Annotated in this window: 17 protein-coding genes; 5 read left to right on the forward strand and 12 right to left on the reverse strand. The window is 69.9% G+C overall.

The window, feature by feature from the left end:
- Positions 1 to 50: 50 nt before the first annotated feature.
- From ACK8GG_RS17145 to ACK8GG_RS17190, 10 genes are all read right to left on the reverse strand, one after another.
- Positions 51 to 392 carry a hypothetical protein gene (locus tag ACK8GG_RS17145; RefSeq protein ID WP_440356775.1) on the reverse strand — a complete coding sequence of 114 codons (342 nt, stop codon included), beginning with the start codon at positions 390 to 392 and terminating at the stop codon, positions 51 to 53.
- Complete coding sequence (locus tag ACK8GG_RS17150; protein WP_440356776.1) at positions 389 to 1,546, reverse strand: hypothetical protein; 1,158 nt, start codon at positions 1,544 to 1,546, stop codon at positions 389 to 391. Before ACK8GG_RS17150 ends, ACK8GG_RS17145 begins: the two co-directional genes overlap by 4 nt.
- 149 nt (positions 1,547 to 1,695) lie before the next feature.
- A complete protein-coding gene (locus ACK8GG_RS17155) occupies positions 1,696 to 2,724 on the reverse strand; it encodes a questin oxidase family protein (protein WP_440356777.1) in 1,029 nt (342 codons plus the stop codon).
- 88 nt (positions 2,725 to 2,812) lie between these two features.
- A complete protein-coding gene (locus tag ACK8GG_RS17160) occupies positions 2,813 to 3,910 on the reverse strand; it encodes an ABC transporter permease (RefSeq protein WP_440354674.1) in 1,098 nt (365 codons plus the stop codon).
- Complete coding sequence (locus tag ACK8GG_RS17165; RefSeq protein WP_440354675.1) at positions 3,907 to 4,542, reverse strand: ABC transporter ATP-binding protein; 636 nt, start codon at positions 4,540 to 4,542, stop codon at positions 3,907 to 3,909. Before ACK8GG_RS17165 ends, ACK8GG_RS17160 begins: the two co-directional genes overlap by 4 nt.
- Entirely contained in the window at positions 4,539 to 5,654 is a 1,116-nt protein-coding gene (locus ACK8GG_RS17170; RefSeq protein ID WP_440354676.1) for a peptidoglycan-binding domain-containing protein, read from the reverse strand. Before ACK8GG_RS17170 ends, ACK8GG_RS17165 begins: the two co-directional genes overlap by 4 nt.
- Positions 5,651 to 6,196: a hypothetical protein gene (locus ACK8GG_RS17175; RefSeq protein WP_440356778.1), complete on the reverse strand. Its 546-nt coding sequence runs from the start codon at positions 6,194 to 6,196 to the stop codon at positions 5,651 to 5,653. Before ACK8GG_RS17175 ends, ACK8GG_RS17170 begins: the two co-directional genes overlap by 4 nt.
- A complete protein-coding gene (locus tag ACK8GG_RS17180) occupies positions 6,193 to 7,752 on the reverse strand; it encodes a hypothetical protein (protein ID WP_440356779.1) in 1,560 nt (519 codons plus the stop codon). Before ACK8GG_RS17180 ends, ACK8GG_RS17175 begins: the two co-directional genes overlap by 4 nt.
- A gap of 47 nt (positions 7,753 to 7,799) precedes the next feature.
- Entirely contained in the window at positions 7,800 to 8,255 is a 456-nt protein-coding gene (locus ACK8GG_RS17185) for a hypothetical protein (protein WP_440354679.1), read from the reverse strand.
- Between the two features lie 506 nt (positions 8,256 to 8,761).
- Positions 8,762 to 9,505, reverse strand: a complete 744-nt coding sequence (locus ACK8GG_RS17190; RefSeq protein WP_440354680.1) for a maleate cis-trans isomerase family protein — start codon at positions 9,503 to 9,505, stop codon at positions 8,762 to 8,764.
- Positions 9,506 to 10,080: 575 nt separating this feature from the next.
- Between ACK8GG_RS17190 and ACK8GG_RS17195 the strand changes: the two genes are divergently transcribed.
- The 4 genes from ACK8GG_RS17195 (at position 10,081) to ACK8GG_RS17210 (ending at position 12,918) form a co-directional block, all read left to right on the forward strand.
- On the forward strand, positions 10,081 to 10,617 hold the full coding sequence (locus ACK8GG_RS17195; protein WP_440356780.1) for a hypothetical protein: 537 nt from the start codon (positions 10,081 to 10,083) through the stop codon (positions 10,615 to 10,617).
- Entirely contained in the window at positions 10,608 to 11,198 is a 591-nt protein-coding gene (locus ACK8GG_RS17200; RefSeq protein WP_440354682.1) for an FHA domain-containing protein, read from the forward strand. The genes ACK8GG_RS17195 and ACK8GG_RS17200 overlap by 10 nt, the downstream gene beginning before the upstream one ends.
- A gap of 125 nt (positions 11,199 to 11,323) precedes the next feature.
- Positions 11,324 to 11,683, forward strand: coding sequence for a YciI family protein (locus tag ACK8GG_RS17205; RefSeq protein WP_440354683.1), 360 nt, complete (start codon positions 11,324 to 11,326; stop codon positions 11,681 to 11,683).
- The gene (locus tag ACK8GG_RS17210) at positions 11,680 to 12,918 is read left to right on the forward strand and encodes an RNA polymerase sigma factor (RefSeq protein WP_440354684.1); all 1,239 of its coding nucleotides are present in this window, start codon (positions 11,680 to 11,682) and stop codon (positions 12,916 to 12,918) included. The genes ACK8GG_RS17205 and ACK8GG_RS17210 overlap by 4 nt, the downstream gene beginning before the upstream one ends.
- Positions 12,919 to 12,993: 75 nt before the next feature.
- Here ACK8GG_RS17210 and ACK8GG_RS17215 read toward each other — a convergent pair whose 3' ends face one another.
- Together ACK8GG_RS17215 and ACK8GG_RS17220 are read right to left on the reverse strand one after the other, a co-directional pair.
- Complete coding sequence (locus tag ACK8GG_RS17215) at positions 12,994 to 13,308, reverse strand: type II toxin-antitoxin system PemK/MazF family toxin (RefSeq protein WP_440356781.1); 315 nt, start codon at positions 13,306 to 13,308, stop codon at positions 12,994 to 12,996.
- Positions 13,305 to 13,553 carry a hypothetical protein gene (locus ACK8GG_RS17220; RefSeq protein WP_440356782.1) on the reverse strand — a complete coding sequence of 83 codons (249 nt, stop codon included), beginning with the start codon at positions 13,551 to 13,553 and terminating at the stop codon, positions 13,305 to 13,307. Before ACK8GG_RS17220 ends, ACK8GG_RS17215 begins: the two co-directional genes overlap by 4 nt.
- Before the next feature lie 117 nt (positions 13,554 to 13,670).
- On the opposite strand from ACK8GG_RS17220, the gene ACK8GG_RS17225 reads away from it, so the two are divergent.
- Positions 13,671 to 14,183, forward strand: a complete 513-nt coding sequence (locus tag ACK8GG_RS17225; protein WP_440356783.1) for a GNAT family N-acetyltransferase — start codon at positions 13,671 to 13,673, stop codon at positions 14,181 to 14,183.
- Positions 14,184 to 14,335: the final 152 nt, after the last annotated feature.

A 14,335-nucleotide genomic window follows, 5' to 3' on the forward strand; every position in this document is an offset into this window, starting at 1 on the left:
GGCGGCCACGGCACCGTCTTGGACGAAAACGACATGGCGCGAGGTGTGGCCTAACCAGCGGAGGGTGGCCTGGGTGCATCCCAGACCTGGGCGAACTCGTCGGCAAACAGGGGCCAGACCAGACGTACGCCGTCCTCGACGGAGTCGATCTCATCGGCCGGCGGCCCGAAGATGACGAATTCGTGGGGGATGATCCTGCCGGCTGCGTCCTTTCGTTGTAGCGGATCGGAAAAGCGCAGCGCCACTTTGTCGCCGAGGCGGCGACAGGCCTCCGGCTCATCCTCGACCAGGGCAAAGGCTTCCTCGTATGCCAAGAGCGGATCGCGGTATCCGCCGTCACGGAGGAACCGGAATCCCCAGTGCTTTCCCCCGGTGGCCCAGATCAGCCTCATCGCCGGCTCCTGATGAAAATGTGCTTCTCCTCGGCGCTTTCCAGGTCGATCCGGAAGCCTGTCAGCGCCGCTCTCAGGTGGTCCTGCTGGACCAGCGCCTCGGCCCTGGCCTCGGCGAGTTTGCTGCCGGCCATCACGGCTGCGTCGCTGAGCCAGGGCATGACGAAGGTGAGGACCTTGCCAACCGGTGCGGGGAGCTTGCTTTTGGCCACCACTCCAGTCAGCACATAGCTCAAAACCTTGGCGCCACCGACCAGGTTCTCGGCGACCTTGCTGCCCTTTTGCAGCGCCTCGGCCCACCGTACGTGTCGTTCGAATGGCAGCATGGCGGCCAGCGGCAGGATCAACTCCAGGCCGACGCGCTCGCTCACCTCGATCCTGCCCGGACTGAACTTCGCCGAGGAGAGCAGCAGAAAGTCCTCGCCCACTGACAAAGCGTCACTGGCTTCGACGAACCCGGCGATTACCTCACGCAGTTCGGTTATCTCCTCTCCGGCCTTGCTGATGAGGAGATCCCGGAAATTGAAGACATTCATCTGCGGCAGCAGATCGGACTTCGACAGGGCGAATATCCAGATCCGCGGGACCTCGACGAGAGGCTTGCCGTCGGTCAGGATGTCGTCTTTGAGGGAGAGCAGCCCGTTGCGGAAGTTGGCAAGCAACGACTTCAGGTACCGCTCCTCCTCGCCCTCGTTGTCCAGCAGACGTTGTGCGTCCACCAGCAGCAGTGCGACATGAGAGCCGAGCAGGGACCGGAAGGTGTCGACCCGGCGCTGGGCCTCCTCGGGCCCGCTCACGTCCTGCTCGAACCACTCGCCCGGGTAGTCGTGCCAGACGAGGCGCAGGGCATCGAAGGGCCGCGCCTTCTTCGCCCTGGGGCCAGAGGCGTCCTTCAGCTTGATCGAAAATGAGTAGGACGTAGCGGTGAAATTGGTGGCGCGGGGCAACCGTGGGGTGGAGTCCTTCATGCCGAGATAGTTGCGATGCAGCCGATTTCCCTGACCGAAGTCGTCCGCCATCACATAGAAAGGATTCTTCTTTCCGAACTGCGGTTCCTGTGTGGCTCCGTAGAACGAGGAGAGCAAGACGGTCTTACCGCTGCCACGCCCTCCGAACACCGCAATCTGCTGCTCCAGCGTCCGACCCAGTTGCATGCGAGCAAGATACGCTTCGGCCGGCTACCCGCAACCCCACCGGCCGCCGCCCTGCGCGCAGCCGTGACCGTCATGTCCGTCTTCGTCTCGGCCGGAGTAAAGAACCCGACTCGCCGGTGCGCCTGCGGAGGACCATACGGGGCCGATTGTCAGTCAGCGGCGATCCGTGCGGTCGCATCTTCGGCGGCGGCGAGCAGCACCGAATTCCCGGTACGGGCGTACGCGTCGATCGCAGCGTCGGCGAATTTGATCGCGTGTGCGTCCCCGGTCTCCACAGCTCGTTGCATGACCTCTTCGGAACGCAACGACGTACGGGTGGAAGGGGCGGGCCGCGCCTCGGCCGGACTGTATGCGGCGGTGACCGCGGCCGTCGCAGCCCAGGCGGCGGCGAGGCTCGGGGCCCAGAGCGCAGCCGGCAGGGCCGGCAGGGTGCGCAGTACCGCGGTCGGCGCGGTGGCGGCGTGCACGAGCATGACGGGCTTGGCGTATCCGTGTGTGCCGTGGCGGATGACGGCAGCGTCCACGATGGCGGCGAGCCGGGTCGGCACATCTTCCGTGTGGTGACCGGGCACGGCGCCGGCCGCAGTCGGCCAGGTCGGCAGGTCGGCCAGTTGGGCGAGGCGGGCCCGGATGCCGTACCGCTGGTCCGGGACGCGGGGCACCGCATCGAGCGCGGACCGCGCGTCGGTCACCGGGTAGGGCCCGACGCCAGGCGACGCGAGTGGTTGCCACCGGGCCGCCCAGTACGCCAGCCCCTGGCCCAGCTCGGTGACACGCGGCCCGGTTTCGGCGCCGAGCAGGGCGCGTACCGCGTGGCCGACGCGGATCACGCCGTGCGTGGCGCCCGCGGCGATGCCGGGCAGCAGGCGCGGCCACCATCGGGCGAGCACGTCCCGCCAGTGGTCGTCGGCGAGTTCGCGGTCGAAGTAGGTCAGCCAGTCGCCCGTACGCACCGGGTCGCCGAGCGGATCACGCCACTCGTCCCGGGCGATGGCTTGGATTCCTCGTGGGCGCTCCTCCAGCCGGTCTGCATAGGAGTCGAGCCAGCGGTGGACGGACTGCGCCTGGCCGTGGTGGACCAGCGCCTCGGCCGCCATGGGGGCGTGGTTGGAGAGCCAGCCGTCCCGCTCGGGGCCGGTGTGTCGCAGCCGTTCGTACGCCTCGTCGAGCATTGTCATGTGCAGAAGCCTGCAACGTGAAGCTCGGTTCAAGTCAAGGTTGACTCTGACTACACGGACTGCGGTCCTTCCATTCGCAACCGGCAGCTCATGGCATCCGGAGTACCCGTACCGGATCACGCAGGCCGGCTGCCGCCGCCGACGGCAACTGGGCGATCGCCCCGCCGAGGCCGGCCGCGACCACCGTCCAGACCACGAAGTCCGGCGGCACCACCACCGACTGGGCGAACCACAGGTACCCGGAAGCGCAGACGGCGCCGCAGACACTGCCGGCGAACATCACCATCCAGCCGGGCAGGAGCACCAGCGCCACCACCGTCAGACGGCTCGCCCCGAGCGCCCGCCGGCGCCCGAACTCCTGGCGCCGTGAGTTCACCATCAGGACGGAGACGAGCCCCAGCACCAGGGCGCCGGCCGTCATCACTCCCGCCACGATCGTCGCGCTCCGCTCGGAAACGGTACCGGTGATTCCGGCCCTCAACTGCGCCAGATCGGTTGCCTGCTCCACCCGGATCTGGCCGGGCCGGCTGCTCTCCGACAGGGCCAGGAGCATTGCGGTGGTCTGCTCCATGGATTGCACGTGGGTGACGGTGACGTACAGGTTGCGGGGCTCGTCCCGATCGACGTCCGCCTCGAAGAGCGCGCCGGTCGGCGCCCGCTGGTGGTCCGGGTCGTAGACGCCGACGACCGCCCATTCGTGTCCGTTCGCGTCCTGGACCGCGCCGATCCCGTCGCGGAAGCCGAGCGCCGTTGCGCTTGCCGAATCGATGACCGCCTCGTCGGGGTCGCTCGGCCACCGGCCCTGCCGCAGTGTCAGTGGCAGTCCCTCCCAGGAGTCGGCGACCGCCCGAGCCGCGACCGCGGGACCATCCGCGAGCGCCCGGTTGCGGACGTCGACAGCGGGCCCGGTCATCCACACCTCGTCCACCGTGGAGAGACTTCGTACGTCGGCGAGCATGGACCAGGGCAGGACCCGGCTGCCCTCCTCGTCCACCAGCGTCAACGTTCGCAGGTGAGGCTGGGTGAAGGTCGCGGCGACCGCGTCCCGCTGGGCCACACCCTGCCCCACCGTGACGGTCAGACCGGCGATCACGGCGAAGCCGATCGCGGCGACCGTCAGCGAGAAACCGCGCAGGGCGCGGGCGGTGGCCCATGATTCCCGCAGGATGTGGACGACGGAGCTCACAGCCGCACCGTTCTCGTGCAGCGCTCGATGACCCGGTCGTCGTGGGTGGCGATCAGCACCGCACTGCCGGCCGCCGCCGCGTCCGCCATCGTCGCCAGCACGACCTGCGCCGACGCCGTGTCCAGGTTTCCGGTCGGTTCGTCGGCGCAGATGACCGCCGGTTCGAGCAGCAGGGCGCGGCAGAGCGCTACCCGCTGGGCCTGTCCGCCGGATATCTCGCCGGGCCGGGCCGAGGGACGCAGGCTGACCCCCATCCGTTCGAGGAGATCCATGGCCCGCTCCGTGTACGCCGCAGGGCTGAGACCGGCATAGAGCGTCGGTTCGAGAACCGCATCCAGCACCGTGCGGCGGGCGTCCAGGGCGGCGTCCTGGAAGACGAACCCGAACGACCGCGCCCGCAGGCGCGAACGCAGGAAGTCGGGCATCGCGGCCAACGGCCGGTCGTTCAGCCGTACCTCTCCCGACCAGGGAGTCAGCAGGCCAGCGAGGAGGTAGAGCAGTGTGCTCTTGCCCCGGCCGGAAGGGCCGGTGAGGGCGACCATCTCGCCCGCGCGAACGCCTGCGCTCAGGTTCTCGACGATCGGAGCGCTGCGGCGGTAGCCGAAGGTAACTCCCTCAGCGGCAATGATCATTTTTGGGCCTGCGGTCCCGGTACGGCGACCGTGGCGCCCACTGCAAGGCCCGTCACCACCGCGATTCCTCCTGCGGAACCAACAACCGACACCTCCTGGCGGGTCCCGTCGACGAGCCGGACGCTGGTCTGGCCGGCGGCGTCGGTCTCGATCGCGGCCATCGGCACCGCCGGGCCGCTCTGTTCCGGCACCGTCTGGACCTTGATCGGCACGCTGACCGAGGCCTCCTTGCCGAGCGCTCGCAGGCAGTAGGTGTCCACGGCGCAGAACTGCTTTTCCGGACTGGCGGGACGAGCCAGGCGTACCAGCATCTCCCCGCCGGGCGCGCCGTCGCCGGCGGCTGCCGGGACCTGGCCGAGCCCGGCGACCACCGCCTGCTGGTCGTCGCCGACCAGTACGGCGGCGCCGACCGGTATCAGTGCCGCCTGGTCCCGGGCCACCCGCAGCTCGAGCTCGGGCACGCCCTTGTCGACCCGGTAGGGGCGGTCTCCGGGCGTCGCGTTCCTGCCCGTCTCGAGCGCCTCGGTGGGGCGCACGCGGACCGGCAGGGTGGGGAACCAGAGGATGTCGCCGGCCTGCAGGGTGCCGTCGGCGGACAGCCCGGCCCCGCGCTGCCACTGCATCAGAGCCGATTGCAGATTCGCGTCGAACAGCGGCGAGTCCCCGCAGACCGACGGTGAGCCCTGTGCGCAGAGGAATCCACGTAGCTGGCGTACGTCGGCGCCCTCGTCGCCGAGGCTCAGGGCACGGAAGGCGGGCACCTTGCCCCTGCCGGCGTGCACCGGCCGGAGGTCGACCGTGTACAGCGGGGTGCCGGCCTTGACGGAGGTGGAACGGCCCACGAGGACGCTGGTGATCACGCCGCTCGCGCGGGCTGTGGGGCCATCTGCCGTGGTCGGCGTGATCTTTCCAGTGAACGACAGCGACCGGCCGACCGACCTGTTCTCGACCGTCCACGTCATCGCCGTGGCCGTGGCGTCGCCGGCGATTCCGGTGGCCCGGGTCGCCGATCCGACCGACCAGCGGCCTGCCTGGAAGGTCACGGCGACCGCGATGACCACCGCGAGCACCAGCCCCGTACGGCGCACCGCCGGCCGCCAGTCCCTTTTCACCGGGGCGCTCCGCTTTCGAAGGGAAGCATCTGCTCGGGGCACTTCTCCAGGGCCTGCTGCCACTCCTGCTCGGTGTTGAGCGCGAACAGGTTCAGCTCCTCGTGCTTTTCGAGGTAGACCGCCTCGGACGGGAGCTCGGCCGTCGGCAGGCCGTTGGCGGCGAGGCAGTCGGAAAGCGCGACGATCCGCTCGTACTCGGTGCGCAACGCATTCTCGTCGTCGGCCGGGAGCAGGCCGTCGGCCACCAGTTGCCGACGGCAGTCCGCCAGGGCCGACTGGTACTCCGAGAACTGGTTGTCCTCCGGGTCGACGAAGTTGACGCCGCCGTCCGCGCCTCGGGTCACCGGGAATCCCTCGGCGGAGAGACACTCGAAGAGGCGGTCGTTGACGGTCCGGTCGTCGACCGTCCTGGCCCCGGCAGGTGGGGTTTCCGTGCTGGAGCAGGCGACCGCGGCGACCGTCGTCGCCAAGGCGAGCAGGACGCCGAGCCCGCGGCGGCCCGGCGACGGCCGCCCTCTCAGCGAGGCCCAGGCAGCGCTCATGACAACTCCTCTTTCAGTTGGGTTGCGTAGCGGGTCGCTTCGACGTTGCAGACGCTGCCGGCAGCGCCCCACTCGCGTACGAAGGCGTGGAATCCGCCGAGACAGTCACCGCGCCGGCCGTCGATCTCGGCGAGTAGCTCCGCCTCGCCGACGGGCAGATCCAGGCTGGCCCGCGCCAGGCCCAGGCTGCCGGCGAACAACAGGAGGCTGTTCATCTGGTCGAGCGGCCGGTCGCCGAGGGTCCTTGCCATGTGCGCGGCCAGCCGGTCGAGCAGATGGTTGTCCGTACTGCCGGTGCCCTGGAGGGCGAGCAGCAGCCGGGCCGCGGCGTACCGGTTGTCGTCCTGTGGTGCGAAGAGCGCGGTCAGGGCGGCGGGGGTGATCTCCGGGGAACGCAGCGGCACGTCGAGCACGTCGGCGTGTTCGGCGGCCGAGATCCAGGCCATCACGGCTTCCGGGGTCGTCAGCGTGGGCGCGTCCGCCTCTGCCTCTTTCAGGAACTCGGCCACCACCGCTGCCCGTTGCTGCGGGGTGGACTGCGTTCCGAGCAGATGCCCGATCGCCGCGCCGGCGAGGCGGTGGCTGATGTCGCGCCCGGTCAGTGGCCCGGTTGCGGCGAGGACCTTGCTCGACCACTGCGGGTCGATCAGGCCGGGGCCCTCGGGGGCGATCCGCAGGTAGCGGATCATCCGGAACGTCGAGCCCAGCGAACCGGCGAAGACCGGCGCCTCCAGGATGCCGCCGGCGACGAGACGTTCCTCGTCGAACTGGTCAGCGAAGAGACGGGTCAGGGCGGGGTTGCCGGCGCGCGCGAAGGCCCGCACCGCGTACGAGTAGGTGTAGTCGTCGAAGGCTGCCCGGTCGAGCAACGGCCGCCAGTACCCGGGGTCGGTACTCATGCCGGGCACACCGGGGTGCAGGGCCACCCAGCCGTAGAGCTCGCGGGCGAGGAGAGCGATGTCGGTGCCCTCTTCGAGGGAGGCCAGCCACGTGCCGGCCGCCGAGGGAGCCGGCGTTTCGTGGCCGGCGCGGGTCAGCACCTCAACGACCTGCATCTGCACCCACGGCGAGGGGTCGTCGTGCAGCTTCAGCAGGTCGGCGCGGGCCGTCTCCCCGAGCCGTACGGGGTTGCCGGTCTGCGTGGCGACCGTCGTCGCCTGCCACAGCCGTTCCAGTGCGTCGCGGCCCGGGACCCCGCGGTCGGCTGCGGAGAGCCAGCCGGTCACGGTGCGGGCGTCGACCGGGGATTCGAGTCCTGCCTCCACGAGCAGGGCGGCTGCCGCCACCTCGTTCGTCTCCTCGGTCAGCGCCGGGTGGAGCCCCTTGGCCGTCTTGGACCAGGAGGTGGGATCTCCGGTCGCCTGGCGTGCCAGGTTGTGCAGCACCTCGCTGAGCGCCGAGGGGGTGAGTGCGCTCCACAGCTCGGGCGGGAACAGGAGATTGTCCGGGGACCGGAGGTTGTCGAGGTCTGCGGCGAGACCCGTCGGCCGTGCCGCGGGTTCCGGCGCGGCGGGGGTGCACGAGCCGAGCAGAAGGAGCAGGGTGCCGAGAGGCACGAGACGCCGCCAGAGCGGACGTCTCGTGCCACGACCCGTGGGGCTGATTACCAAGTCGTCCATCCGCTGTTGGCGGTGACGCTGCCCGAGGTCAGGCGCGACCGCGAGGCGACCGAGACGGAGAAGATGCTCGGCTTGGCGGTGCCGGACATGTAGTTGCGCTTGGCGGTGACCGTCCGCGACGCGGTCGCCAGTGAGGTCGAGTTGCCGGTGATGGTCACCGACGGCTTGGCCGAGATGGTCACCGAGACGCTGATGCCATTGGCCTTGACGTCACCGCGGTGGGTGAACTTCTTGGTGGCCGAGGTGGTGGCTTCGGCGTCCCAGTCGCAGCTGCTCACGTAGACGTTGCAGGACCAGGCGTTGGCGGTGTAGGTGACACCGGAAACGTTGATGCTGCTCGAGCTGCTGAAGGCGTTGGCCGGCACGGCCATTCCCATGCCGAGGCCGGCCACCGTGGCGGAAACCGCCATTGCCCGCCAGATATTACGCTTGATCTGCATTGCGCACGTCACCTCATTTGAGTCGAAGAAAGAATGCTTTTAATTGGCGAAAGCAAATGCTACTGAATGATTCATGCAACCCGGGTTGGCGCGCGCCGAGAGCAGTGAATCATGGTGGCCGATGCTTGGTCAACTCCACAGTGGACTAACGGGCAGTGATCAACTGCGATGGCTCGGACGATAGTTTTCGCAGGTGGGAAGGTTGTGGGGAGGGTGGCACTTCGTGCCGTCTCCGGAGCTGCGCCACGGCCTGCGACCGCCGGGGAGGCAAAAGCGCCGTCGTGCCCATCAAGTCCGAATCATCCGGTCGATGATCTTTAGTCGGTAATGATCTTCAAAGAAATTCATTGCCTGTCGGCAATGTTCCCCGGGTGGAAATTCGTGCCGCGTTCGGTGTTCCCGGTATCGGCCGTATTCCTCGTGGCGCAGCTCGACCCGGTCGGCATTGGTGGCGCCAGATGCCACCGCGCCGCGGTCCGACAGCCCTCGGCCGTCGACCGGCAGGGTCAGTGGTCGCGGAGCAGGCGGCCCGCGCCGGGGACCTGGTCGGCGATGCCGTGTTCGCGCAGCGCGTGCCAGAGGGTGGCGGCGTTGATGGCGACCACCGGCTTGCCCAGTTCCTGCTCGAGCCGGTCGGCCTGGGCGACGAAGGAGAGGTTCGTGCCGACCTGGACGATCGCGTCGACCTCGGGGCCGTCGAGTTCGGCGACGAGTTCATGCAGCCGCTCCTCGCCGACGCGGGCGATGTCGGTGGCGGTCGGGCAGCGCAGGCCGGTGATCGCCACGACGTCGAAACCGGCTTCGGTGAAGAAGCGCCCCACTTCCCGGTCGGCGACCGGCTGGTACGGCGAGAAGACCGCGATCCGTCGGCACTCCAGCTCCTGCAGCGCCGCCCGGCACGAGCTCGCTCCGGTGGTGACCGGCAGCCCCGTACGGTCGCGAAGTCGCCGCTCGAAGGCGGCGTTGCCCTCGACGCCGCCCCAGAACGTCTCCGCGGACATCCCCATCACCATGCGGTCCGGTTCGGCGGTCAGGGCGTCGCGGACCGCGGTGTCGATCGATGCCCGGATCTGCCCGAGGAGCGCCTCGAAGCCGGCGTCGTCGTTCATCACCGGGTTCGGGATGTACATCGACCCGGCCCGGTAGGCGACACCGGGCACGCGAGCACCCCAGTAGTCGTGTTCGACGACGGTGTTGGTGCTCGGCACGATCACACCGAAGACGGCCCGGGGTCCGACGATGTTGGTCACTGCTGACTCCGCGTTTGTCGTGGGGGTCGCGACGCCCCTGCGCCCGACGCGCCGTCAGCCTCCCACGACCGATCGCGGCACGGTACGCCCCGAAGTACCGACTGGGACGGCCTCAAGTAGCGAGTCCGGTGGTGATTGGGCCCTTTGCCGACGTCGGAGGCCGAGGGGAGAGAAGTGTCCCCCTGTCGTCACCTACCGGCCGCGCGCCGAAACGGGTTGTCTGGTGCTGCGTAGTCGCACCACATCGGAGGTGACGGCATGGCATAGGGCCCGATGGTCCTCCTGACCCACAACTGAATATCTCAGGTGATCATGCGGCCTGGCGGACGCACGGGGGGTCCGCCGGGCCGTATGTCGTTTCGGTGACGGCGCGCAGGGGTGACGCAGCGGGCGGTCATAATGACCGCGATGGCCCACTATCCACAGGCGACGCGCGCCACCGGCACCGAGGCCGGTCCCGGGCGCGACCTGGGTGTACCCGGATGCGTCCGCGCGGTCGAGGTCGGGCGGGGCGGGTTCGGCGTCGTCTACCGGGCCTGGCAGCCCGTCTTGTCGGCTGCCTGGTCGCGGGCGCGGTGCTGCTCTCCGTCGCCGGGTCGGCGGCCCCACCGGCGGTCCCCGAGGTGTCGATGCCGGCGCAGGTCGCAGTCGGCGAGCAGGAGCTCTACGCACTTTCCGAAGAGCACCCGGTGACCGTGGCCAACGCCGGCGCCGTCCCCGTCCAGGTCACCGCGGCCCCGCCCGGCCGCTGCTACGACGACGCCGTGCAGATCGCCCCGCCGGCGTACGGGTACGACGGTGGCCTGCGGGCGCTCTCCGTACGCCAGTACTGGTCGCCGACCTGCCGGGCGGTGATGGGGTACGTCTGGGTCTGGAAGCAGTACCGGGACAACGCGATGCTCGACGACGGCACGTGGCGGGTACGGCTGGCGGTCCGGCCGGCCGGCGGGGCACGCGGCAACGGTGTCGCCGAGCACGTCCAGGGCCAGCCGCACGAGCTCTGGACGGTGCCGTTCACCCCGGGCGCCGGCTGCACGGTCGTGACGGCGACCCTGACGCACCGGCGTACGGGTGAGTCGATGACGGCGACCACCAAGCCGTGGTGCGGTTGACCATGCGCGGCTACTTCGAGGTCCACCTCGCCGGGTCGGTGCGGCTCGCGCCGCTGACCGCGGACGCGCTGACCATCGGCCGCGCCGTCGGCAACGAGGTGACCATCGACAGCAACCTGGTCTCCCGGCTGCACGCCCTGGTGGAGCGTTTCCCCGCCGGCTGGTGCATCCGTGACCTGGGCAGCACCAACGGCACCCGGGTGAACGGCGTGCGGCTGCGTTCGGCGCGGACCCTGCGCGACGGGGACCGGATCGAGGTCGGCCCCGCCCGGCTCGTCTTCCACGCCCCCGACGGGGAGATCGGCACCCGTACCGTCGGGATGGAGTTGCCGCCGGTGCCGCCGGTGCTGACGCCCCGGGAGCAGGAGGTCCTGGCGGCGCTCTGCCGGCCGTACTTTGCGGAAGGCACGCCCTTTCCCGAGCCGCCCACGGTGCGGGCGATCGCCGCGGAGCTGCACGTCACCGAGAGCGCGGTGAAGAAGCACCTCGCCCGCCTCTACGACAAGTTCGGCCTGATCGGCAACAACGACCGCCGCCGCTCCCGGCTGGCCGCTGAGGCCGTACGCCGCGGCGCCGTCTGAAACGCCGTCGCACCCGTGGATTTCCTTGAGGAACTCCGGCCGAGGGTGTCGGATCGGAGCGGAGGCGTTCGTAGCTGGAGTGGGAGGCGGGCCGGACGGGCCCGCCGGTAGCCGAGGAGACAGTGATGGCGCAGTACCTGATGTCGGTGTTCGGGCCGGCCGAGCGCGGCGAGTTCGGCGGCTACTCCTCCGAGGAGGAGATGACGCAGGCGTACGCGGACACCGGCGCTTTCAACCAGCGCCTGCAGGACGAGGGTTACTGGGTTTTCGCCAACGGCCTGGCGCCGGCCACCACCGCGACCGTCGTCGACGGGCAGGGCGCCGAGCCGGTGGTCACCGACGGGCCGTACCTGGAGTCGAAGGAGCACATCGGCGGCTTCTGGATCATCGACGCGCCCGACCTGGATGTGGCGTTGAAGCTGGCCGCCGACGGGTCGAAGGCCTGCCGGGGCAAGGTCGAGGTGCGTCCCTTCGCAAGCGAGTGACGGCGGTCGACGAGGCGATCATCCGGGTCCACCGCGCGGAGTGGGCCCGGGTGGTCGCCGCGCTGGCCCGGCGCTTCGGCGACCTTGACCTCGCCGAGGAGATGACGGCCGAGGCGTTCGCGGTCGCGGTCGAGCGCTGGCGGGCCGACGGTGTGCCCCCCAACCCCGGCGCCTGGATCACCACCACCGCCAACCGGCGCGCCATCGACCTGCTGCGCCGGGAATCCCGCCGCGACGACAAGCAGAGGCAGGCGCTGATGCTGTACGACGATCCCTCGGCGCAGCCGCACGGCGTCATCGACGACGACCGGCTCCGGCTGATCTTCACCTGCTGCCATCCGGCCCTGGCGATGGAGTCCCGGATCGCGCTGACGCTGCGCATGGTCGGTGGACTGACGGTCGCCGAGATCGCCTGCGCGTTCCTGGCGAAGGAGACCGCCGTCGGACAGCGGATCACCCGGGCGAAAAGCAAGATCAAAGCGGCGGGGATCCCGTACCGGGTTCCCGCTGCCGAGGACCTCCCCGCCCGCGTCGGCGGCGTACTGGCGGTGCTCTTCCTGATCTTCAACGAGGGCTATCTGAGCTCGGACCCGGCGCAGGAGGCAGTCCGCGGCGACCTCACCGGCGAGGCTATCCGGCTGACCCGGCTGGTCCATGCCCTGCTGCCCGCCGACGGTGAGGTGGCCGGACTGCTGGCGTTGATGCTGCTGACCGAAGCGCGCCGCACGGCTCGGGTCTCGGCCTCCGGTGAGCTGGTCACGCTCGGCGAGCAGGACCGCGGCGCCTGGGACGCGGCGCTGATCGCCGAGGGGCACGCGCTCGTCCGGGCCCGGATCGCCGCCGTCGCCGCAGGTCAGGGCCGCCCCGGCCGCTACCAGCTCCTGGCTGCCATCAACGCGGTGCACACCTCCGCCCGCGACGTACGCGACACCGACTGGTCCCAGGTCGTCGCCCTCTACGACCAGCTCGTCGCCCTCGACCCGTCGCCGATCGTCGCGCTGAACCGGGCCGTCGCCCTGGCCGAGCTCGACGGGCCCGAGGTGGCGCTGGCGCTCGTCGACCGGCTGGACCTGGCCGGCTACCACGCCTACCACGCCACCCGCGCCGACCTGCTGCGCCGGCTCGGCCGGTCGGCGCAGGCCCGCACGGCGTACGAAAGGGCCATTGAGCTGGCCGGAAACACGGCGGAGGTCGCCTACCTCACCCGCCGCCGCGACCAGCTCACACCGAAGTAGGACAGCGCGCCGCCTCACCTGCCGCCCCGAACGGTTTGTCAGGGTCCGCTCTGGCGCCGATCGGCTTCCGCCGGTCTACGGCAGTTCCAGGAATTCGCGCAGCGCCGTCTCGACCGCCTCCATGGTGGCGTGTGAAACGAACCCGTGGTTGTCGCGGAGTGCCCTTCGGTCCGCGACCTGCACGACACTGTGGATTCGGACGTACGCGCCGGTCAGCGGGTCGCCCTCATCGAGGCGTACCGCCAGGTGGTTCGGGTGCGGTACGTCGCGTACGACGGTCAGCGCCCAGATGGGGAGTACGTCGACGCTGTTGTACTCGTCGTTGCTGATCACGAGGATTCGGTGCTGACTGCTGCCACGCAGCAACGTCCAGATCTGTCCGCGTCTCACCACTGGGAGTCACGCAGAGCTACGTCATTGCTCGCCTCGATCAGCGTACGGTCGTCCTCCGCCTGCTCGGCGGAGCGTCGGCGCAGGTACTCGCCGTACGCCTGGGCTGCTTCCCGCTGGCGGGCCCGGCGGGCCTCGGGGAGGACGCGCCGTACGGCGTCGACCACGACGGCGGAGGCATTGCCCTGGCTGCGCAGGTAGGCCGCGACGTCGTCGGGCACGCTTATGCTGATCTTGACGGTCATACTTTCATCCTACCGGCTGCCGGCTGCTGATTACCGGCTGCGGGCGTCGGCGTGGCCGACAGCCGCCCCGGCAAATGGGAGCGCGCAGCGCGGGCCCTGGCCGGTAGCGTGCCTGCGGTGACAGGGCAGAGGCGGGGCGTCGCCCTCGATGCGGGACGCGGCGCCGGCTCGGCAGGGAAACGGGAGCAGATGATCCGGAGAGCAGACCTCAGCGACGCCGACGCCATCACCGAGGTGTTCCTGGCGTCCCGGGCAGCGGCGATGCCCTACCTGCCGCGCCTCTACGACGACGCGCAGACCCGCGCCTGGATCGTCCACGTGGTGCTGCCCGGCTGCGCGACCTGGGTCGCCGAGAGCCCGGCCGGCGAGATCCTGGGCTTCGCCGCGCTCGACGGCGACGTGCTGGAACACCTCTACCTGCGGCCCGACGTACGCCGGCAGGGCATCGGCACGGCGCTGCTGGCACAGGTGCGCCAGGCCGCCCCGGGCCGGTTGAGCCTGCGCGTCTTCACCCGCAACACCGCCGCCCGGTCGTTCTACCAACGGCACGGCTTCCGCCCGGTCGACGAGGACGACGGCAGCCGCAACGAAGAGAACGAGCCCGACATGACGTACGCCTGGCAGCCGTGACCCGATCCGACGTGCCGTTCGCATGCCGGCCCCTTGAGTGCGTACCGCTCTTTTCTTGATCGTTAGTCGAAAACAAGTGTTCCAGGGGGCTCGGGGCACCGGTTTTCGACTAACGATCAAAAAGCGGCGGCTCAAGGTGTGACGGCGGCGGC

The sequence above is a fragment of the Melissospora conviva genome (genome assembly GCF_049523535.1).
In the GTDB taxonomy this organism is placed as follows: Bacteria; Actinomycetota; Actinomycetes; order Mycobacteriales; family Micromonosporaceae; genus Melissospora; species Melissospora conviva.

Excerpts from the sequence above, each read along its gene's own strand:
- ACK8GG_RS17145 (WP_440356775.1), bottom strand. The coding sequence starts at position 392 with ATGAGGCTGATCTGGGCCACCGGGGGAAAGCACTGGGGATTCCGGTTC.
- ACK8GG_RS17150 (WP_440356776.1), bottom strand. The coding sequence starts at position 1,546 with ATGCAACTGGGTCGGACGCTGGAGCAGCAGATTGCGGTGTTCGGAGGG.
- ACK8GG_RS17155 (WP_440356777.1), bottom strand. The coding sequence starts at position 2,724 with ATGACAATGCTCGACGAGGCGTACGAACGGCTGCGACACACCGGCCCC.
- ACK8GG_RS17165 (WP_440354675.1), bottom strand. The coding sequence starts at position 4,542 with ATGATCATTGCCGCTGAGGGAGTTACCTTCGGCTACCGCCGCAGCGCT.
- ACK8GG_RS17175 (WP_440356778.1), bottom strand. The coding sequence starts at position 6,196 with ATGAGCGCTGCCTGGGCCTCGCTGAGAGGGCGGCCGTCGCCGGGCCGC.
- ACK8GG_RS17185 (WP_440354679.1), bottom strand. The coding sequence starts at position 8,255 with ATGCAGATCAAGCGTAATATCTGGCGGGCAATGGCGGTTTCCGCCACG.
- ACK8GG_RS17205 (WP_440354683.1), top strand. The coding sequence starts at position 11,324 with ATGGCGCAGTACCTGATGTCGGTGTTCGGGCCGGCCGAGCGCGGCGAG.
- ACK8GG_RS17220 (WP_440356782.1), bottom strand. The coding sequence starts at position 13,553 with ATGACCGTCAAGATCAGCATAAGCGTGCCCGACGACGTCGCGGCCTAC.